At 64.3% G+C, this 20739-nt stretch carries 19 protein-coding genes; 15 read left to right on the forward strand and 4 right to left on the reverse strand.

Annotated features, from left to right (window positions below; genetic code table 11):
• The first annotated feature begins 107 nt into the window (after window positions 1-107).
• The 9 genes from HIM68_RS14210 to HIM68_RS14250 all read left to right on the forward strand — a co-directional run bounded on the left by HIM68_RS14210 (window position 108) and on the right by HIM68_RS14250 (window position 11166).
• Window positions 108-2069: an AarF/ABC1/UbiB kinase family protein gene (locus tag HIM68_RS14210; RefSeq protein WP_172173203.1), complete on the forward strand. Its 1962-nt coding sequence runs from the start codon at window positions 108-110 to the stop codon at window positions 2067-2069.
• Between the two features lie 149 nt (window positions 2070-2218).
• The gene (locus HIM68_RS14215; RefSeq protein WP_172173206.1) at window positions 2219-2974 is read left to right on the forward strand and encodes an ABC transporter ATP-binding protein; all 756 of its coding nucleotides are present in this window, start codon (window positions 2219-2221) and stop codon (window positions 2972-2974) included.
• Window positions 2974-4392 (forward strand): FtsX-like permease family protein, encoded by a 1419-nt coding sequence (locus tag HIM68_RS14220; RefSeq protein WP_216657149.1) that lies wholly within the window; start codon window positions 2974-2976, stop codon window positions 4390-4392. The genes HIM68_RS14215 and HIM68_RS14220 overlap by 1 nt, the downstream gene beginning before the upstream one ends.
• 11 nt (window positions 4393-4403) lie before the next feature.
• Window positions 4404-5786 carry an FtsX-like permease family protein gene (locus HIM68_RS14225; RefSeq protein ID WP_172173209.1) on the forward strand — a complete coding sequence of 461 codons (1383 nt, stop codon included), beginning with the start codon at window positions 4404-4406 and terminating at the stop codon, window positions 5784-5786.
• 217 nt (window positions 5787-6003) lie between these two features.
• Entirely contained in the window at window positions 6004-7341 is a 1338-nt protein-coding gene (gene dnaB, locus HIM68_RS14230) for a replicative DNA helicase (RefSeq protein ID WP_039211746.1), read from the forward strand.
• 14 nt (window positions 7342-7355) lie between these two features.
• A complete protein-coding gene (locus HIM68_RS14235; RefSeq protein ID WP_172173212.1) occupies window positions 7356-8057 on the forward strand; it encodes a hypothetical protein in 702 nt (233 codons plus the stop codon).
• A gap of 91 nt (window positions 8058-8148) precedes the next feature.
• Window positions 8149-9321: an MFS transporter gene (locus tag HIM68_RS14240; RefSeq protein ID WP_172173215.1), complete on the forward strand. Its 1173-nt coding sequence runs from the start codon at window positions 8149-8151 to the stop codon at window positions 9319-9321.
• Window positions 9322-9406: 85 nt separating this feature from the next.
• Window positions 9407-10312, forward strand: coding sequence for a LysR family transcriptional regulator (locus HIM68_RS14245; RefSeq protein WP_172173218.1), 906 nt, complete (start codon window positions 9407-9409; stop codon window positions 10310-10312).
• 23 nt (window positions 10313-10335) lie between these two features.
• Window positions 10336-11166, forward strand: coding sequence for a uroporphyrinogen-III synthase (locus HIM68_RS14250; RefSeq protein WP_172173221.1), 831 nt, complete (start codon window positions 10336-10338; stop codon window positions 11164-11166).
• A 2-nt stretch (window positions 11167-11168) separates the two neighbouring features.
• Here HIM68_RS14250 and HIM68_RS14255 read toward each other — a convergent pair whose 3' ends face one another.
• Complete coding sequence (locus HIM68_RS14255; RefSeq protein ID WP_172173224.1) at window positions 11169-12377, reverse strand: winged helix DNA-binding domain-containing protein; 1209 nt, start codon at window positions 12375-12377, stop codon at window positions 11169-11171.
• Between the two features lie 92 nt (window positions 12378-12469).
• Between HIM68_RS14255 and HIM68_RS14260 the strand changes: the two genes are divergently transcribed.
• The 6 genes from HIM68_RS14260 (at window position 12470) to HIM68_RS14285 (ending at window position 16597) form a co-directional block, all read left to right on the forward strand.
• Entirely contained in the window at window positions 12470-12973 is a 504-nt protein-coding gene (locus HIM68_RS14260; protein WP_172173227.1) for an SRPBCC family protein, read from the forward strand.
• An 81-nt stretch (window positions 12974-13054) separates the two neighbouring features.
• Window positions 13055-13501: an acyl-CoA thioesterase gene (locus HIM68_RS14265; RefSeq protein ID WP_367647548.1), complete on the forward strand. Its 447-nt coding sequence runs from the start codon at window positions 13055-13057 to the stop codon at window positions 13499-13501.
• Window positions 13502-13592: 91 nt separating this feature from the next.
• Window positions 13593-14504, forward strand: coding sequence for a helix-turn-helix domain-containing protein (locus HIM68_RS14270; protein WP_172173230.1), 912 nt, complete (start codon window positions 13593-13595; stop codon window positions 14502-14504).
• The gene (locus HIM68_RS14275; protein WP_172173233.1) at window positions 14501-14914 is read left to right on the forward strand and encodes a cupin domain-containing protein; all 414 of its coding nucleotides are present in this window, start codon (window positions 14501-14503) and stop codon (window positions 14912-14914) included. The genes HIM68_RS14270 and HIM68_RS14275 overlap by 4 nt, the downstream gene beginning before the upstream one ends.
• A gap of 56 nt (window positions 14915-14970) precedes the next feature.
• Window positions 14971-15993, forward strand: a complete 1023-nt coding sequence (locus tag HIM68_RS14280; RefSeq protein WP_172173236.1) for a zinc-dependent alcohol dehydrogenase family protein — start codon at window positions 14971-14973, stop codon at window positions 15991-15993.
• 34 nt (window positions 15994-16027) lie between these two features.
• Window positions 16028-16597, forward strand: coding sequence for a DapH/DapD/GlmU-related protein (locus HIM68_RS14285; protein WP_172173239.1), 570 nt, complete (start codon window positions 16028-16030; stop codon window positions 16595-16597).
• Window positions 16598-16687: 90 nt separating this feature from the next.
• On the opposite strand, the gene HIM68_RS14290 is transcribed toward HIM68_RS14285, so the two are convergent.
• The 3 genes from HIM68_RS14290 to HIM68_RS14300 form a co-directional block, all read right to left on the reverse strand.
• A complete protein-coding gene (locus HIM68_RS14290; protein ID WP_172173242.1) occupies window positions 16688-17911 on the reverse strand; it encodes an amidohydrolase in 1224 nt (407 codons plus the stop codon).
• 241 nt (window positions 17912-18152) lie between these two features.
• A complete protein-coding gene (locus tag HIM68_RS14295) occupies window positions 18153-19652 on the reverse strand; it encodes an AbgT family transporter (RefSeq protein ID WP_253903971.1) in 1500 nt (499 codons plus the stop codon).
• A 114-nt stretch (window positions 19653-19766) separates the two neighbouring features.
• Window positions 19767-20684 (reverse strand): isoaspartyl peptidase/L-asparaginase family protein, encoded by a 918-nt coding sequence (locus tag HIM68_RS14300; RefSeq protein WP_139467573.1) that lies wholly within the window; start codon window positions 20682-20684, stop codon window positions 19767-19769.
• Between the last annotated feature and the right edge of the window lie 55 nt (window positions 20685-20739).

A 20739-nucleotide genomic window follows, 5' to 3' on the forward strand; every position in this document is an offset into this window, starting at 1 on the left:
GCACCTGGTCGAAGGGGACCATCGCAGGGGAAGTTGTGTCGAAACTCTGTCAAGGATGACGCGCGGGCTGTACTCTGAAATGACCGAGCAGAACCGGAAAGGATCCGATGCTCACAGTCGCAGCGCTGCTCTCCATCGTCATCCTGGGCTCCGTCTTGGGTCTGCTCTCGCGCCGACTCCTCGGCCCCGACGTCGGACTGCTCAGATCGATCCTCGTCGGAATGCTCGTCTTCTCATCCGGCGGCGCCTTCATCACGCACGTGGCCCGACTCAACGGCATCTTCTCTCCCGAGGTCTCCTATGCGAGCCTCGACCAGGTCCAGCTGCTGATCTTCGCCGGTTTCATGTGTCTGGCGATCCTCGCACTGAGCACGATCGTCCTGTTCGTCCTCGAAGTCATCATGCCCACCGGAACGCTGCCCGGCGCCCGCGGCGCAGTGATCGGGATTCGCGGCTGGACCCGACGGACCGGCCGGATATTCACCGTCATCCGAGCAGCGATGAGCTCGGGCCTGCATCGGTCGTTGACCTCGGGACTCAAACCCGATGACACCAGGTTCGCCGCCTCGCTCGTCGTCTTCCTCAATTCGGCAGGTACGACCTTCGTCAAACTCGGCCAGTTCCTCTCCACCCGCACCGACATCCTCCCGCCGACACTGACCTCCGCACTGGGAACCCTGCAGGCCGATGCCGAACGGCTGCCCTTCGCGCAAGTCAAAGACGTCATCGCCGCTGAGCTCGGAGCCGACTGGGAAGAAGCGTTCGCCTCCGTCGACCCCACTCCGCTGGCCGCCGCGTCGTTGGCGCAGGTCCACCGTGCGGTGCTCGAAACCGGCACCGAGGTGGCCATCAAGGTCAGGAGGCCGCGTGCCGTGGCCGCGGTGAGCGTTGACAGCGACATCCTCCTCAGGCTGTCGGCGCAGCTGCTCAAACGCTACGAATGGGCCCGCGCGATGGGACTCGGCGATTTGGCGCACGGATTCGTCGAATCCCTCGACGAGGAGCTCGACTACCGGGTCGAAGCCCGCAACCTCGACATGGCCGCCGCTTCCCTCGGCTCACGAGACGGGGTGGGCGTCCCCGCAGTCCAACACGAGCTCTCCGGTGCGTCGATCCTCGTCACCGACTTCATTCCCGGGCGCACCCTCGGACAGGCGGCACTCGAGGGATACCCCCGCCTCGGCGACAGGGAGCGGAGCGCTGCGGCCCGGAGACTGTGCCTGTCGACCATCCGGTCCATCCTCGTGACGGGGATCTTCCACGCCGACCTGCACCCGGGAAACATCATGATCACCGAGGATGGCGACCTCGTCTTCCTCGACTTCGGGGCGATCGGCATCCTCGACGACGAATCCCGCAACGCCTTGGCCCTCATCCTCCACGCCGTCGTCGTCGACGATGCGGCGACCGCCGCCGATGCGATCCTGCTGGCCTTCGACGCACAGGAGAACGTCGACGTCGACCTGCTCCGGCGCGACATCGGCCGCATCATCACCGTGCTGCGTGTACACGGACGCATCGACAGCGCGATGTTCCGGCAGCTTCTCGCCGTCCTCGGCGACCACGGAATCGGAGTCCCCGGGGACCTGGCAGCGGCGCTGCGCACCCTGGCATCGATCGAGGAGTCCGTCACCGGCCTCGACCCGCAGCAGACCCTGCTGAGCATTGTCCGCCGGGAGCTGCCCGCGATCACCGCGGCGGTGATCTCACCTGAGAGGATGAGCGCGAAATCCGTTGGCGCCGCCGGCGTTGCCGCGCTCACCGCCCGACGCCTGCCCGGACGTGTCGAGCAGGTGAGCAGGGAGATGGCTGCAGGCCGATTCAGTGTGCGACCGCAGCTGTTCACCTCCGACGCCGAACGCTCCTGGCTGCGCGGAGTTCTCAGCGAGTTCACGGCGGTGCTCCTCGCCTGCACGGCAGTGATCGCCGCGATCCTCCTGTTCGGAATGGACGGCGGACTGAAGATCTCGACGGACCTGACGATGTACCAGGGGCTGGGTGCTCTCTTCGTCTTTGCCGGAACGATGATCGCCCTGCGTGCCGTCATCCGTCTGTTCCTCAAGAAATGAGGCGGCCACCCCGGAGGCGACCGAATCCATCGCAGGAGCTTTCACGGACCTCCGCGCAGGGGTTTCCGTCAACAGAGGTTGGGAAATCCCGCCCCGGCTGACGGGCTGACCGCATAGTGCCAAGGCCCATTGGGCGAAAACATGGAGACATGACTTCTTCACAGCATCCTGCCGCAGCGCAGCAGCCCGTCCACCAGCACCCCGCCATCATCACCGCCGGAAACGTCACCAAGCACTTCAACCAGACGTACGCTCTCGCCGGAGTCGACCTCACGATCGGCCTCGGCGAATCCCTGGCCATCATGGGACCCTCCGGCTCCGGTAAGACCACCCTCCTGCACTGCCTGGCCGGCATCATCAGCCCCGACAGCGGCCGCATCCGACTCTCGCCGACCGACCGCAGCGCCGCCGCCGAGATCACCTCCCTCAAGGAATCCGGCCGCACCGCTCTGCGCCGCGAGGTCTTCGGCTTCGTCTTCCAACAGGGACTGCTCCTGCCCGAGCTCACCGCCGTCGACAACGTCGCGCTCGCCGCCATGCTCGCAGGCATGAACCGCTCGGACGCCACCCAGCACGCCCGGGCCTGGCTCGACCGTCTTGGTCTGAGCGAGCACGGACACAAGCGGATCGGACAGCTCTCCGGAGGTCAGGCGCAACGGGTGGCAATTGCCCGCGCCCAGGTCACCCAGCCCGTCGTCACCTTCGCCGACGAACCGACCGGCGCCCTCGACTCCCGAACCTCGAACGAGGTTCTCACCGAGCTGCTGGGCTCCACCGTCGGCCGCGGCTCCACCCTGGTCGTCGTCACCCACGATGAGAACGTCGCCGCCCGCTGCTCCCGTGTCGTCCGACTCGCCGACGGTCGCATCGTCGCCGATTCGGCAATGCAGGAAGCCGCCCAGTGATGAACATCCTTCCCCTCCTCCTGTCCAAACAGTCCCTGACCTCGACGACGTCGCGGCTCGTCGGGATCGCCTTCTTCTCCTGCGCGACGATCTTCCTCACCGTGGCCGCCGGCGCCTGGGCATTCATCGACCGCCCCGAGGTCTCCGGATACGCCGAGGTGGCCGAGCTGTACCAGCTCCTCGCCGTCCTCGCCACGGTCTTCCTCATCGTGCCCGCGACGAGCCTCGGGGTCGCCTCGGCGAAATTGAGCGCCCGCCGTCAGGACGAACGACTCTCGACCCTGTCCCTGCTCGGGGCGCAACGCGGCACGATCCGCCTCATCGCCGTCGCCGAACCCTTCATCCCCGCCTCGCTGGGCATCCTCGCCGGAATCGGCGGCTACCTGCTGGTCGCCTGGCCGCTGAGTTTCATCACGTTCGTCGGCGAACCTTTGGGCTACCAGGCACTGCTCATGCCGGTCTGGCTGCTCGCCGCGGTCATCGTGGGCCTCCTGGCGGTCTGCCTGATCGCCTCGCTCATCGGCCTGCGCAAGATCCAGGTCTCCCCGCTGGGCGTGCGCACCCGGTCGCTGCCCCGGAGATTCCCCCTGGCCCGCATCATCACGGCCATCGTGCTCATCCTCATCGTGGCCATCGCGACCTATGTCTCCACCCAGATGGAGCTGCCGATGGCGGTGACGATCATGTACAGCATCGCCACGATCGGCATCACCCTCCTGCTCATCAGCGTCCTCGGCGTCCTGTGCATCCGCGTCCACGCCGGCATCGCCGGCAGAATCGCCCGCCGTCCCGCCTCGGTGATGGCGGCGGGAATGATCGCCGACGCCCCCGGACAGTACTGGCGCCGGGTCGCCGGGCTGGCGATGATCACCTTCATCGCCGTCGTCGGCGGGGCGGGAACAGCGATGATGCGCAGCGGTCAGGAGAACTTCTCCGCCGAGGACCGCGCGGTCATGGGTCCGTACGTCCACCTCGGCGACGATATCTTCACCGGACTCATCCTCACCCTGGTCATCGCCTTCGTCCTCGTCATCGTCTCGGCCACGATCAACCAGGCCGCAGACATCCTGGACCGGGCCACGACCTACCGCGAGCTCCACGCCGCCGGAATGACCCAGCAGATGATGCACCGGGTGACCGTCAACGCCGTGATGTCGCCGATCCTGCTGGTCACCGTCGTCTCCCTGTTCCTCGGCGGAATCCTCGCCTGGCTCATGGCTTCGGTGAGCGACCTCAGCGATCCGTTCACCATCGGAACCGTTGCCGCCGTCCTCGTGGCCGGGGTTGCGATGGTGTGGCTGGGGCTGCAGGTCACCCGCCCGCTCGTCCGCCGGGTCACCGAGATCGATCCCCACAACCGCACCCTCGCCGAGGCGGCACCCGAGAACCGGGCCACCGCCGAGGCGACCATGGCCTGAGAGGAGACCCGATGTCTACGTCCTTCGCAGCAGTTCCCCTCGTCCTCGGACGGAGATCGCTGACCTCGGCGAGCTCCGTGCTCGTGGCCGCCGCGTTCTTCGCGTGTGCCACGCTGTTCCTCACCGTGGCGGCGGGGACCTGGATGTTCTTCCAGATCCCACCGAGCCCCGATCCCGCGGACGAGGGCCTCGACATCATGTACAAGACCCTCGCGGCCCTGGCCACGGCTCTGCTGATCATCCCCGCCTCCACCCTGGCATCGGCCTCGGCGACCCTGTCGGCACGTCGCCAGGACGAAAGGCTGTCGACGATGTCGCTGCTCGGGGCCCGACGCTCCCAGATCACTGCGCTCGCCGTGGCCGAACCGCTGATCCCGGCCCTGGCCGGCATCATCCTCGGGGTGCTCGGGTATCTCGGATTGGCGCTGCCGGTCAGCTTCATCCACTTCATGGGCGAACCCATCGGGTACGCGAACATGCTCATGCCCGCGTGGCTCATCCTCGTCGTGGTCGTCTTCCTCGCCCTGGTCTGCGCGGGCTCGGCCCTGCTGGGTCTGCGCAAGGTCGCGGTCTCTCCGTTGGGCGTGCGGACGAAGAGTCTGGAGCGGAAGCTCCCCGTGGCCAAGATCATCGTCACGGTGCTCGTGATCTGCCTGCTGCCGGTCGTGTACGCGCTCACCCAGAGCGGCGGTCTCGGCGTGGGGATCGTGCTCGGCGCGGTGGTCGGATTCTTCGCTCTCGGGCTGGTCGTCGTCGACCTCCTCGGCGGGCTCCTCGTCCGCTGGTTCGCTCACCTGTCCGGTCGGCGGGCCGCCACCCCGGAGCGCCTCATCGCGGCTCGCCTGGTCTCCGACGAACCCAAACGGTTCTGGCGACGCGTTTCCGGACTCGCGATGGCTTCGTTCACCGCGGCCGTCTGCGGGTCGGGGGTGGCGCTGATGCAGCTCGGCCTCGACGCCGCCGAGGACGACCCGGCAACGATGGGCACTTCCGATATCAACCTCTTCCACGACATGTTCACCGGGGTGCTGCTCGTCATGGGCATCGCGATCGTGCTCATCGCCGTGTCCGCGGTGATCAACCAGGTCGCCGATATCTATGACCGTGCCGACACCTTCTCCGACCTCTATGCCGCGGGCGCCGATACCCGGCTGCTGCACCGAGCGCTGGTGCGGGCCGTCATGGCCCCAGCGATCTGGGTGTCCCTGCTGGCAGGAGGGCTCGGGCTGCTGCTCGTCCTGCCCCTGGCCGGAGCCGCGCTCGTGTTCAAGCCGGTCACCTTCCTCACGATCCTGCTCACAGTGGTCGTCGGCATCGGCATCATCCGCGTCGGGCTGCAGCTGACGAAGCCGATTCTGCACTCCGTGTCCACAGCCGGGAGGGCGCGGGAATAGGTCACCTGTCGATGCTGTGACCTGCACCGTCGCCGAGGCGGCTGCCCGCCCAGGGTCGGCCGCCTCGGTTTCGCGTCAGTGGCGTCTCCTACGATGGTCGGCACCGGTTCGGCGGAAGTGGTCGGGCCGGTGGGACCCTCCTCGGGTCTCCGGGTACAGTTGGAGCGCACCATCTGCGGGTGCGTGTCGACGCGGCTGTGTAGGAAGAGGAACTGAAGTGAGCAACGACCAGGGCTATGACGGTCTGAGGACCCCTCCGCAGGACGTCGAAGCCGAGCAGAGCGTGCTCGGTGCGATGCTTCTGTCGAAGGACGCCATCGCCGACTGCGTCGAGACGATGAAGGGCGACGACTTCTACAAGCCCGCTCACGAAACCATCTACGAGGCGGTCCTCGACCTCTACTCCAGGGGTGAGCCCGCGGACTCGGTGACGGTGGCGAACTACCTGACGAAGACCGGTGACCTCGCCCGCGTCGGCGGTGCCGCCTACCTGCACACCCTCATCTCGTCGGTGCCGACCGCCGCCAACGCCGGCTACTATGCCGCGATCGTCAGCGAACAGGCCGTGCTGCGCCGCCTCGTCGAGGCCGGCACCCGCATCGTGCAGATGGGCTACGACGCCGAAGGCGATACCGATGACGTCGTGAACTCCGCTCAGGCGGAGATCTACAAGGTCACCGAACGCCATACGACAGAGGATTACGTCATCCTCTCCGACATCCTCGGCGAGGTGGCCCAGGAGATCGAACGCAACGGCAACACCGATGGGCAGACCGCGGGTGTGCCCACCGGTTTCACCGAGTTCGACAACCTCACCAACGGTCTGCATCCGGGCACGATGATCGTCATCGCCGCGCGTCCCGGTGTCGGCAAGTCGACTCTGGCGCTCGACTTCATCCGTTCGGCTGCGATCCACAATGATGCGGCCGCTGTGTTCTTCTCGCTCGAGATGGGCAAGAACGAACTCGTCATGCGTCTGCTCTCGGCCGAGTCGGAGATTCCGCTGCAGAACCTGCGCCGCGGCGAGCTCAGTCCGCACGACTGGACGACGCTGGCCGCGACCGAGGCCCGGATCAACAATGCGCCGCTGTTCGTCGACGATTCGCCGAACATGGCGCTGACCGAGATCCGCGCGAAGTGCCGCCGGCTCAAGCAGCAGCACAATCTGCAGATGGTCTGCGTCGACTACCTGCAGCTGATGTCCTCGGGCAAGCGCGTCGAGTCCCGTCAGCAGGAGGTCTCGGAGTTCTCCCGTTCGCTCAAGCTGCTGGCCAAGGAGCTCGAGGTGCCGGTCATCGCACTGTCTCAGCTCAACCGAGGCAGCGAGCAGCGCACGGACAAGCGGCCGATGATCTCGGATCTGCGTGAGTCCGGTTCGATCGAGCAGGACGCGGATATGGTCCTCCTCATCCACCGTGAGGACATGTACGACAAGGAACACGAACGCGCTGGTGAGGCCGACATCATCGTCGCCAAGCACCGTGCCGGTCCGACGATGGACATCCCCGTGGCGTTCCAGGGCGCGAAGTCCCGATTCGTCAACATGCCGCAGTGACGAACGGGGCTTGAATGGACGCCTACTGGATGCGCGGCAAGTGGGGTGACGGCGGGAAGAGTGAGCGCCGCTGGAACCAGGGCAGCCGGAATCCGCTGACCATCATCATCACCGGTGCTGTCTTCTTCGTCGGCACGGGTGCGGTCTTCACGATCGGATACCTGTATCCGGACCAACTGCTGTTCACGATCATTCTCGGATGCTTCGTGTTCCTCGGCGTCACTTTGGCGATGCGCAGGTTCATGGGACACACGCCGGCGTATTGGTACACCGGACCGTTCGTGGCCATTGCACTCATCGGCACTGTGATGCTCGGCGAGGATCTTGCTTTGTCTCAGGCGGGCGAACTCACCGAGGTGGTCGTCGCCGATCACAAAGTCGAGCAGAAGACCGTGCACAGTTCCAATCCGCCCAGTTCGCGGCAGGTCTATGTTCATACCTACAGCCTCGAACGCACCGACGGCACCCCCGTCGCCGAACCGCTGATCTACCGCGGTAAGGACGGATACGACGACTTCGATGAGGGCGACACGATCTCCGTCCTCATTGATCCGGAGGGGAAGGCACCGACCAAACCGGCCGAGGACGTGGATCTGCCTGCCGATATCGGCATCCTCGTCACCGGACTGGTCACCTCGGGGATCGTGTTCCTCATCTGTCTGATCGTCGTGCTGCTGCGCTGGACGCGCTCGCCGTCGCAGCAGCACGTGCGCTGAGCAATGGGAAGGATAGTCCGGAAGGTCCCCGCTTGATCGTTGATAGATCGGGAAGTGTGCGGTCGGAGCATCGGGCGTATGGTTGTCGACCGTGAGTGAGAAACCTGCTGATTCGTCGGCGACCAAACCCCCGTTTTCGATCGCTGCGGCGGCCTTCGTCTCGAGCTTCGACCGGTTCGCGGTCAGTCCGCTGCTCGTCCTCATCGCCACCGACCTCGGCGCAACTCTCACTCAGAGTCTGTCGGTCGCCAGCCTCTATTACCTTGCATACGGGTTCAGCCAACCGCTGTGGGGAGTGCTCTCCGACCGGTTCGGCCGCGTCCGTCTCATGCGTCTGACGCTCATCGCCGCCGCGCTCGCCGGACTCGCCTCAGCGCTGGCGCCAGGGCTGGTCACACTCATCATCGCTCGGGCCTTCGCAGGTGCCTTCTACGGGGCGATCGTCCCGACTTCGCTGACCTATGTCGGCGACACCGTTGCCGAGAAGCACCGCCAGCCGGCCTTGGCCGATCTCATGGCGGCCATCGCCATCGGCACGGCTTTGGCCACGGCGGCCTCGGGCCTCATTGCCGACTGGCTCGACTGGCGGATCGTCTTCGCGGTCCCCGCAGTGCTCGCCGTGGTCTGCTGCTTCGGACTCAGCGGACTCCATGAGATCCGCAGCGAGGACGCCGTCGGAATGCTTCGGACACTGTGGTCGGCGATCAGCCACCGCTGGGTTCTGCTCGTCGTGGGCTTGGCTTTCGTCGAGGGCGCCGCAGTGCTGGGCGTACTGACACTGCTGGCACCGGCGCTGCAGGCGCAAGGAGTCGGTGCCGGACCGGCCGGTCTGGCGACGGCCGCCTATGGTCTCGGGGTCATCATCACCAGCCGCATGGTCAGGTTCCTGTCCTCACGGCTGACGATGCCGCGCCTCATGGCGCTCGGCGGGTCGACCACCGTCATCGGCTACGCGCTGGTTGCCGTCCACGTATCGATTCCGACGATCTTCATTGCCGCTGCACTGCTCGGTGCTACCTGGTCGTTCCTGCATTCCTCCCTGCAGACATGGTCGACTTCGGTGCTGCCGCAGGCCAGAGGCACAGTGGTCTCGCTCTTCGCCGGGTGCCTCTTCGGCGGCAGCGCCCTGGGTGCTGCCGTCGGCGGTGCTGTCGGTGCGGCGGGTCAGTGGACGGTGCTCTTCGCCTCGACCGCCGCGGTCATGCTCGTCCTCGTGATTGTCACCGTGATCAGCCGCAGAGTCTACGAACGACGAGCCGGCTGAGTCTGAACGGTCGCACCCCGGGGCCATCAGGCACGGAGAATGCTGAGGATCGGACCGTCCATGCAGGTGTGCCACCATGGCAGGCATGGACACCACTCCTAACGATCTGCTCGTGCTGCTGGCCGTCTCCCGCACCGCCAAATTCACGACGGCGGCACACAACCTCGGTCTGACCCACTCGACGGTCTCCCGCCGCATCGCCGCGTTGGAGAAGTCCTTGGGCGGACGCGTTCTGGCTCGCTCGGATGACGGATGGGAGCTGACCGACCTCGGGGAACGAGCCGTTGTGGTGGCCGAACAGATGGAGACCGCGGTCGCCGAACTCGAGAGTCCCGGCCAGGGCCCGGAGACGGTGTCCGGAGTGGTGCGGATGACCGCGACGGATGGGTTCAGCGCCTATATCGCCTCCCCGGCGGTCGCGAAGCTGCGACGTCGGCATCCCGGGCTGAGTGTCGAGATCGTCACCGTCACCAGGCAGGCCCTGCAGCAGCGGTCCGGTCTCGATATCGAGGTCGTCGTCGGCGAACCGCGCGTGCACCGGGCGGAGGCGATCGAGCTCGGTGACTACGAACTCGGTCTCTACGCCTCGCGTGACTATCTCGCGGCCAACGGCACCCCCGCCTCGGTGGAGGAAGTCAGCGACCACCGGCTCGTCTATTTCGTCGATTCCATGCTCCAGGTCGACGACCTCGATGCGCCGAGGCGGCTGTTTCCCGAGATGAAGGATGCACTGACCTCGACGAACGTTTTCGTTCACGTCGAAGCGACGCGTGCGGGTGCCGGAATCGGCTTTCTCCCGTGTTTCATGGCCGACCGTCACCCCGACCTCGTGCGACTCTTCCCCGATTCGGTGGCCGAGCGACTGCCCTACTGGATGGTGCTCAGACCCGATTCGATGCGGCGACCGGCGATCGCCGCCGTCGTCCAGGGACTCAAGGATGAGATGCTCGCCCACCAGACTGCTCTCGAAGGCCGGAAGTTGCCCCGGTGACGCGGCGCGACCAGGATGTGAGCATGAACCAGCCCCAAAATGACATCGGCGACGAGCTGGCCGGACGTCGCATCGTGCTCACAGCTCAGCGGCGCGCGGAGCAGCTTGCCTCCGCCCTCGAGCGTCACGGTGCCAAGATCGTGCACGCCCCGACCCTCTCCGTCATTCCTCACATCGATGACCCTGAACTCGTCACCCGCACCCGTGAACTCATCGAGGACCGGCCGGACATCGTCGTGGTCACGACCGGAGTCGGATTCACCGGCTGGGGTGACGTGGCTGAAGCCGCGGGTCTGCGCGAGGAGTGGCATTCGATGCTCGCCGGAGCACGGATATACGCTCGCGGTCCCAAGGCACGCGGAGCGATTCAAGCGGCCGGACTGAGGGCTCACTGGGTCGCCGAATCCGAGACGAGCGCAGAGATCCAGCAGGTCCTCCTCGGCGAGGGCGTGGACGGTCAGCGCATTGCCGTACAGCATCACGGTGCCGGCGCCGACGGACTTGATGAGGCCTTCGCCGCAGCAGGCGCCGATGTCCGTTCCCTCGTCATCTACCGGTGGGGCCCGGCCCCCGTTCCGGCCGCCGTGGTCGACGCGGTCCGACTCGTCGCGGAGCGCAGGTGCGATGCCGTGGCCTTCACCTCAGCACCCGGGGCGGCAGCCTTTCTCACCGCGGCCGACGAGCAGGAACTGCTGCCGGCCGTGATCGAGGCGTTCAACGAATCGGTGGTGGCGGCAGCAGTCGGCGACGTCACCGCAGCGCCGCTGCATGAACAGGGCATCAGAACCGTGATTCCCGAGCGATTCCGACTCGGAGCCCTTGCTCGCGTGCTGATCAGCGAACTCGCCGTATGATCTCAGTCTGACGCGAACTCGATGTCGACGGCATCTGCCTCGCGCAGTTCGCCGATCGCCTCCGCCTCAGCGGTCAGTGCGCTCTTCATCGACTTCGGGACGGTGCCGAACGGTGCGATCGTCATGCTCAGCCGTCGATTCCGCTTCCGCGCCCTCCAGGTCCCCGCGACCCGACCGTCGACCAGCAGCGCTCCTGGATCGCCCACGGTCTTCCAGATCTCCCGATGGAACTCCTTGGACGCGATCGTCTCCCGATCCCGCATCTGCGTATAGGGATCGTGTGAGGGAAGCAGACGGACGCCGTGCGGAAGCTGCGCGCGATGCAGCTGATCGACATCCTCGGCGAGCATCCAGGTCCGTCGCCCGCGATCGATTTCGGTGATCTCCCCAGCGATCAGATCCCACCAAGGTGTCGCCTCCGTGGACCGGATTCCGATCCACGCGGCGAAGTCGGCGCGTGTCGACGGTCCATAGCAGTGCAGATAGCGGCGCAGCAGTTCGGACCTGGCCCGGTCGCGTTCACTCTCGGTGGGTGCGGTCGAGGGCATCGAACGCGGATCGACCCATTCGTCGAGCAGAACGAACGGAGCCGTGTTTCCCTCGCGCGGGGCGAAGCAGAGGATCTGCCGCAGAGTGAGCAGCCGAATGCAGAAATGGATCACGCCGGCACCGAGGCTCTGGCCCTTCGCATACGGGCCCTGAGATTCCCAGGTGCTTCGCTGTTTCGTCGTCAGGGAGTCTGCGAGCACGTCGGCGAGTTCCTCGCCGAGCTCGGTGATCGTCATCCTCCGCCCTCTGAGCACCCCGGCGACCTCCTGCTCGACCCGATCGAGGATCTGGCTCAGCGGGATCCCGAGCGAATCGACCGACTGTTCGACTCCGAGGACGAAATGGCGCATCGCCTTCTCATTCGTCGGTTCGACCCCGGTGGTGAAGACCGGGAGATCGGCAGCGGGAAAGAAATGGGGTGCCCCTCGCATGCACCAGCTCTGCAGCAGCGACTTCTCCTCTTCGACGGCCGAAGCAAACGCTGTCGCACTCATGTCCTCGACCCGCGCATGGAGTGCGGTCAGCGCGGATCCCGGTGGGCTGTTCTGGATGCCGCAGGCTCCCGCGGCCTCAGTGAGTGAGTTGCGGCTGAGTCGCTCATCGAGGTGATGGGCGCGGAGGCGGAAGGCGATGATCTCGTCGTTCGTCGCGGAGTCGGCCATGTGCCCAGGCTAGCTCAGGACCCGTGTTTGAATGGGGCCACGTGCTCGGCCGGCATCTGGTGCGTGCACGACCACAATGAGAAGGGACGACGATGACGCGAACGATGCAGGTCAGCGACAGTATGGTGATCAAAGCCGACGCCGCCGGGCTCTGGGAGCAGATCGCCGATCCGACCCAGATGGCCCGATGGAGCCCGGAGAACACGGGCGCAAGCACGCGCACGACTGCAGGTCCGCTGCAGACAGGCGACGTCTTCGAAGGCACGAACCGTCGCGGGCCGGCGACGTGGGTGACCGAATGCGTCGTCACCGAATCTGTGCCCGGCAAACGGTTCGCCTTCACCGTGCGCCGGATCGGGCCCCGAACTCCGAGCATCGAAGGGGCGAACGCGAGTTGGGCATACGAGTTCGAGGACCTCGGTGGGACGACTCGAGTGACGGAGTCGTGGACAGACGATCGTCGCGGTTGGCCCGACTGGCTGGCCTGGGTCTTCGACCACATCGTCACACGTGGGAGGAGCTTCGCGGACTTCCAGCGATTGAACATTCGGCGGACGCTCACGACCATGAAGGACGATTTCGAACGCGAAGGATGACTTCGACAATTGAAAGACGACGTCGCACAGCGGTGACGTGATCGAAACGAGGGCGAAACAACTCCTCGCTACTCTGATCGCATGACAGCGACGGCACAGTCCACAGAGAGCTCCGCCCGCCACGATGTGGAGGGGATGAACTTCTATACCCGCAAATGGGTGCGGCCTGAGGACCTCAACGCCAACGGCTCCCTCTTCGGCGGCAGCCTGCTGAGGTGGATCGACGAGGAGGCCGCGATCTACGCGATCATCCAGCTCGGCAACCATCGAGTTGTCACGAAGCTGATCTCGGAGATCGACTTCCAGGCTTCGGCGAGGGAAGGCGATCTCATCGAGATGGGACTCATTGCTACCCAGTTCGGGCGTACGTCGCTGACGATGAAGGCGAGGGTGCGCAATATGATCACCCGGAAGACGATCCTCAGCATCGAGAAGATCGTATTCGTCGGAGTCGACGAGGACGGCGCACCGGTTCCACACGGGTACACGACGATCACCTACGATCGCGACCGAATGCCCCACCCATAGCCGTAGACACGCTCGGTGCTGCGAGAGTGATGCGCAGAGGTGCCCTGACAGGGTATCCCTCTCAGATGAGAACGCGTCTAGCCTGGAGAATATGGACAACCGGGCCGAAGTACGCGAATTCCTCATGTCACGGCGGGCGAAGATCACCCCTGATCGGGTCGGCCTTCCCACCCACGGCACGAGGCGAGTGCCGGGCCTGCGTCGCAGCGAGGTCGCGGCCCTGGCCGGACTGAGCGTCGAGTACTACTCAAAACTCGAACGGGGCGCGATCGGAGGGGCTTCCGCGGCTGTCCTCGAAGCGCTCGCCGAGGCTCTGCTGCTCAACGACACCGAGCGGGGCCACCTCGTTGATCTCGCCCGTGCCGCCGACGGCATTCCGACCTCGGGTCGCAGACGACGTCCCGTGACCGCTCAACGTCCACCGCACGAGACGCTGTTCTGGATGCTCGATTCGATCAAGGAATCGATCGCCTTCGTCCGCAACGATATGCAGGACATGGTCGCCGTCAACGAACTCGGCCGAGCTTTCTACTCGCCGGTCATCGGGGATGGGGGACGGACACCGAACCTGGCGCGATTCCAGTTCCTCGATCCCGCATCGAAGGACTTCTATCCGGACTGGGAACTCTTCGCGCAGATGTGCGTGGCGATCATCCGCAGCGCGGCAGGAAGGGATCCGCATAATCGCGGAATCCAGGACCTCGTCGGGGAACTGTCGACTCAGAGCGAGACGTTCCGAACCCTGTGGGCCCAACATGATGTCCGCACGCACGGGACGGGGATGAAGCGGTTCAACCATCCGGTCGTGGGCGAGCTCGTCCTCGCCTTCGAGGAGCTGCGGATCACCGCCGAAGACGGCCTCGCGCTCCTCATCTACACAGCAGAACCTGGCTCGGAATCGGAGCAGAAGCTGCGTCTGCTCGCCTCGTGGGCGGCACCGACGACCGAGACCGAACGACCACCCGAGAACCAACTTCCTGAGAGCAGAGCACACCGATCATGAGCCACCGCATTCTCCCAACGACACCGACAGCGAAGAACCCGCCCGAGCAATTCAGCGGCGATGTGTGGGTCGACCCCATCGCCTCCCCGCAGGAGGACGGCCAGACCATGGTCGTCGCACGGGTCCGATTCTCCCCTGGCGCACACACCGGATGGCATTCGCACGCCAAGGGTCAGACTCTGCATGTGACCAGCGGAACCGCTCTGTTCGGCACACGCGACGGTGACGTTATCGAGGCCCGCCCGGGGCAGACCGTCTACTGTCCGGCAGGCGAGGAACACTGGCACGGAGCCGCCCCCGAGACATTCATGGAACACATCGCCATGCTCGAGAACGCCGAGGATCCCGCTCAGACGACCACCTGGCTCGAGCACGTGGACGAGGCGGACCTGAATCGTCCGCGAGGCTGAGCCCCACGACCAGAACCGAACAGCAGCGAACAACCGAACTTTTCAAGGAGAGAACAATGCGCGGAGTGATCATGCACGGGCCCGGCGACGTCCGGGTCGAAGAACGACCCGATCCGACCATCGAGGCACCCACTGATGCCGTCATCCGGATCGTGGCCGCATGCGTCTGCGGATCGGACCTGTGGCCCTACCGTGGTGCCGACGCACCGGATCAGCAGCTCATGGGCCACGAATACGTCGGCATCGTCGAGGAAGTCGGCGACGAGGTGCGCACCGTCAAACCCGGTGACTTCGTCGTCGGATCATTTGTCATCTCCGATAACACCTGCTTGATCTGCACCGCCGGCTACCAGTCCCGCTGCGTCAACGGAATCTTCGTCGACGGCGGGATCGGCACCCAGGCCGAATTCGCTCGCATTCCCCATGCCGACGGCACCCTGGTCGCCACGCCGGGACAGCCTGATGACGATCTCATCCCGTCGCTGCTGGCCGCATCCGATGTGCTCGGCACCGGGTGGTTCGCCGCAGATGCCGCCGAGGTGGGCCCCGGTAAGTCGGTCGCCGTCATCGGCGACGGCGCTGTCGGACTGATGGGAGTCCTTGCCGCCAAGCAGATGGGAGCGGAGACGATCATCGCCATGAGCCGTCACGTCGACAGGCAGAACCTCGCCCGCGAATTCGGTGCCACCCACATCGTCGAAGAACGCGGCGACGAGGGCGTGGCGAAGATCAGAGAGCTCACCGACGGACTCGGCGTCCACAGCGCCATCGAGGCGGTCGGCTCACAGGAATCGATGATGCAGGCGATCCGGTCGACCCGACCCGGCGGTCATGTCGGCTATGTCGGTGTCTCACACGATGTCGAGCTGCCCGGAGGAGAACTGTTCTTCGGTCTGGTTCATCTGCACGGCGGGCCCGCACCGGTTCGTCGCTTCCTGCCGAACCTCATCGAACTCATCTGGAACCGAGAGATCGACCCGGGTAAGGTCTTCGACCAGACGATGAGCCTCGACGACGCCGCTGCCGCCTATTCGGCCATGGACAGCCGCGAAGCCGTCAAGGTCCTGCTGCGGCCCTGATCTCTTCATCTGTCAGTACAGGAAAGGTGACACCGTGGACACAGCAGATCTGCTGAAAGCCCTCAACGCCGGAGAGATGATCACGGGCGGCTCGCCTCTTCATGAGGTCATGCACCGCACCAGCCAGGAAGCCCTGCGCATCACGGCGGAAATCAACGGCAGCTACCATGAACCCGATGAGGTTCGCGCGCTGCTGGCCGAGCTGACGGGACGCCCGGTCGATCCGACTGTGACCATGTTTCCCCCGTTCCACACGGACTTCGGGAAGAACATCACTTTAGGGCAGCGGATCTTCATCAACTCCGGGTGCAGCTTTCAGGACCAGGGCGGGATCACGATCGGCGATGACACGCTCATCGGACACAACACGGTTCTCGCCACCCTCAATCATGGGATGGAGCCGGACCGTCGTGCGGACATGCACCCGTCTCCGATCGTCATCGGACGCAATGTCTGGATCGGGTCGAACGTGACTGTCCTGCCAGGCATCACCATCGGTGATGACGCCGTCGTCGCCGCGGCGTCTGTGGTGACCAGAGACGTTCCGGCTCGCGCCGTCGTCGTCGGCTCACCGGCACACGTCGTGCGCACGATCGACGAGTGACTCACCCGACGAGGGAGCCTGCTGTCTCCGCGCGACCGATCACAGGCCACGTGGAGACTGCTCGGGGTCGCCGGTCGAAGCAGTTAGGGCTCAGCCGCCGAGGTAGGCCAAAGCGCCGACGACCTGCGCCTTGGTCGCGATCTCGAGAGTCGGCTCGAGTTCGGGGGCGAAGAACGGCGAATGATTGGCCGGAACATCCGTGAGCACGGTTCCGGCCTCCTCGGCGGCCTGGTACTTCTCTGCATCGAAGGACCCCACGAACCAGTAGGCGTAGGGAATGCCGAAGGCCTTCGGCAGTTCGCTGAAGTCCTCCGACGCGGTCGCGGGGGTCGCCTCGAGTACCGCCTCGGTGCCGAAGAACTCGGTGAGCGCCTCGGTGATGGTGTCATTGACCGCTTCACTGTTGTCCGTCAGCGGGAACTGGTCGAAATACTCGAACGTCGGTTCCTTCGGGGTTCCGGCGGCCTCGCATTCGCCGCGGACGATCCGCTCGATCGATGCGATCACCCGCTTGCGCACCGCGGTGTCGTAGGTGCGGACGTTGAGCAGCAGCTCGGCCCGATCGGGGATGATGTTCGACTTCGATCCGGCGTTCGACGCACCGACCGTGACGACGGCGAACTCACCCGGTTCGGTCTCCCGGGACACGATCGTCTGCAGGACCAGAACGATGGAGGCCGCGAGGACCACGGGGTCGACGGACAGGTGCGGCATGGACCCGTGGGCGCCGCGACCGAAGACCGTGATCTTCACCGAATCCCCGGCCGACATCACTGGTCCGGCAGCGGTGAAGATCTTGCCGGCCGGCAGCGGCATGACGTGCTGGGCCAGGGCCACATCGGGGGTCGGAACCTTGTCCGTCAGCCCGTCATCGATCATCGCCTTCGCCCCGGCCGCGTTCTCCTCTGCCGGTTGGAAGAGCGCGATATACGCGCCTGACCAGGCATCTTGGTTCTCTTTGAGAAGCCGGACTGCGCCGAGCAGAGCAGCGGCATGCATATCGTGACCGCAGGCGTGCATGACACCGTCGACCTCGGACGCGAAGTCGAGGCCGGTGTCCTCGGTGACGGGGAGAGCATCGATGTCGGCTCGTGCGAGAACGGTCGGTCCGGTGCCGTTGTCGATGACGGCGACCAGACCGGTGGCTGAGATCCGGGTGACCTCGAGGCCGAGTCCCTCGAGTTCGGCCGCGATGCGGTCGGCGGTCTTGTGCTCGTCGAGGCTGACCTCAGGATTGCGGTGAAGGTCTTTGTAGACCTCGCGCTGCCAGTCGAGCTCGGAATCGATGGAGTCGAGGAATGAAGGTGTCGTCATCGTGTCTCCTGTTCAGGCGGCGGGTGGACTCTCCAGGCGCGGACGTTTCTCACGGTATCAGCGGGGATGACGCCTCGAACGGTGCGAATTTCTCAGTTGTGCGAAACGTTGCGACAACTGCAGGTGGCGGAAGAGACGTGCAGAGACGGACGGGAAGTGCACAAGGATTGGATTGGCACCTGCCGGATCAAAACGGTGCGCGGTTGGTGGCGAGAAGACCAACGCGGCACCAATCACGGCGCTACCGAGCGGCTACTCCTGGCCCCAGAGGCAGACCCACGAGATACCACAATATGAAAAGGACCAGCCAGACGACGAGATTGACCAAGGCGATCGGAAGAACCAGCGACATCAACGTGCCGACACCAGCCGTGGGTCGATGTTGCCGGATGAATCCGAGGGCAAGAACGAAGTATGGGCTCATCGGGGTCAAGCTGTTTGTCGGCGCATCGGCGATGCGGAACATCGCCTGAGTGGTCTCTGGCGCAATGTCGAGGAGCATGAGCATCGGCACCAGGACCGGTGCTACGAATGCGTACATAGCCGAACCCGAGGTGAGCACCAGATTGAGGCAGCTGATAAACAGCACGGCGACAACAAAAATGACGATTGGAGCTGCACCTATGCGATCGAGGAGCCCTGCCCCCTCAATCGCAATGACTTGCCCCATATTTGTCCATTTGAAGTAGGCCAAGAATTGTGAAGCGGCGAAGAAGAGAACCACGACTGGAACGAGAGCAGCGACGCCAGGAGCCATGAGTTCGGGGATGTCGCTGAACTTCTTGATTGAGCCGACGATGACACCGTAGACGATTCCCACAGCACTGAAGAACAACATCATGATGACGGCGATATTGTTCATCAGAGGTGAATCGACAACACTCCCACCCTCTCCGCGGAGGGGCGAACTCGCCGGTACTGTTGCCAGGACAAGGAGGCCGAAGAAGAGAACAGTGGCGATTCCTGCGCCGATCATGCCACGTTGCTCAGAAAGCTTGAGCTTCATGTCCGGTAACGGATCAGCGTCTATTGAAGGTTCTGCCGCCTCAAGGGACGCGACTCGTTTGGCCACAACCAGTTCAACAACCAAAGTGATGGAGAGAGCCAGCACAATGGACGATGAAGCCGAGAAATAGTAGTTAGATAGCGGGTTGACGTTATAGCTCGGGTCGATCGTGTGGGCAGCGGCGGTCGTCAGACCGGCAAATACCGCGTCGGTTCCGGTGGGAATCAGTCCAACGCTGCTTGCTCCACCCACAGCAACATATGCCACGACAGCCCCGATGATCGGACTGCGCCCGACCGCGCGGTAGGCGATCATCGCCAACGGAATCATCACTGCAAAGGCGGCGTCGCCAGCAATTTGGGCGGCCATTGCGGTAATCGCGATCATGAAGGTCACGTAGCGAGGATTGACCTTGGAAAGCATCCCCCTCATCAGGGAAGGTAATAATCCTGTTGCGTCTGCAATAGACACTCCAAGTGCGACCACGACAATCAACCCCAGCGGGGGAAAGTTCACGAAGTTCTCGATCGCACCGTCGAGCATCATCTGAATGCCTTCGGACGTGAGCAAACTCTTGACGGCCACTGTTTTGCCGTCAGTGGGATTGACTGAAGAAAGATCCAAGCGAGCGAACAGTGCGCTGAGCAGGGCGACGATGACGGCAAGGCCCACAAAGATCCAGAATGGGTGAGGCAGTTTGTTGCCTGCACGGTCTACTGCTTCGAGGAGTTTCATCACTCCTCGGGACAAGCGACTTTGCCTGTCCTCGTCAGTGGGTGCTTGAACTGACATATCTCTCCTAATCAAGTAATCGTCAACTCCAGCTACCGGTTTCCCCGGGCTGGACGTTCACACGTGCGTGTATGTACCTGTGGAATCGAATGACCCGTAGAACATATCGCCGCTGTTGTACGCCGCGAGCCCCGTACCAGACGTCGGAATGACGATCATTCCTCCCATCCCGCCGCGAATTGCGATTCGGTCGAGGACTGCGACTGCCGCCTCATTTGGAGAGGCTCCTCCGAGAGAAACTCGATCGTGCACGCTGTGAGCTGCGACTTCAGTCATGAATACTTCTCCCGTGCCGGTGCAAGAGACAGCCACTGTTCCGTCGTCAGCGAATGTCCCGGCACCTACCAGCGGTGTGTCGCCTACCCTGCCTGGCTCCTGATTGACGATTCCACCGGTGGAAGTTGCTGCTGCCAGATTCCCGTCTGCATCGCGAGCGACGGCACCGACTGTGCCGTGCTGGAGCAAGGCGTCAGGCTGCTTCTGAAAGGCGGCGAGCTCCTCTCGCCTTTTCTCCGTGATGAAGTATTCGGGATCGACTGTTTCGACGTCCCACTTACTCAGCTGTTCGTGAGTCGGTGTCGCGAATAACAGGTGGTCGGTTTTGTCCATCACCGCGCGAGCAACCGAAATGGGGTTGCGAGCGGTAGATACACCGGTGACGGCCCCCGAGCGGCCGTCACCAGCCATGATCGAAGCGTCGAGTTCAACGGTTCCTGACGCAGTGAGTGCGGCCCCGTGGCCCGCATTGAAATCGGGGGCATCCTCGAGTTCGCGGACCGCGGCAACGACTGCGTCGACTGCAGAGCCGCCCGCGCTGAGTACTGAGTAGCCTGCTTCGAGAATTTTCTCCAACGCTGCATGCGCGCTGGCTGTACCATCCGAGGTAAGGGGAGTCGATCGATGTCCGGCACCGCCATGAACGATGAGAAGCGGCTCGGTACTCTGGCCAAACGATCGGAGGATGGTTTCAGTCATGTGATGTTCCTTTCATTTGTGCTGAGCGAGATCAGCTTGGCATAGTTGTTTCATA

The sequence above is a fragment of the Brevibacterium sp. CT2-23B genome (genome assembly GCF_013168765.1).
Lineage (GTDB): Bacteria > Actinomycetota > Actinomycetes > Actinomycetales > Brevibacteriaceae > Brevibacterium > Brevibacterium sediminis.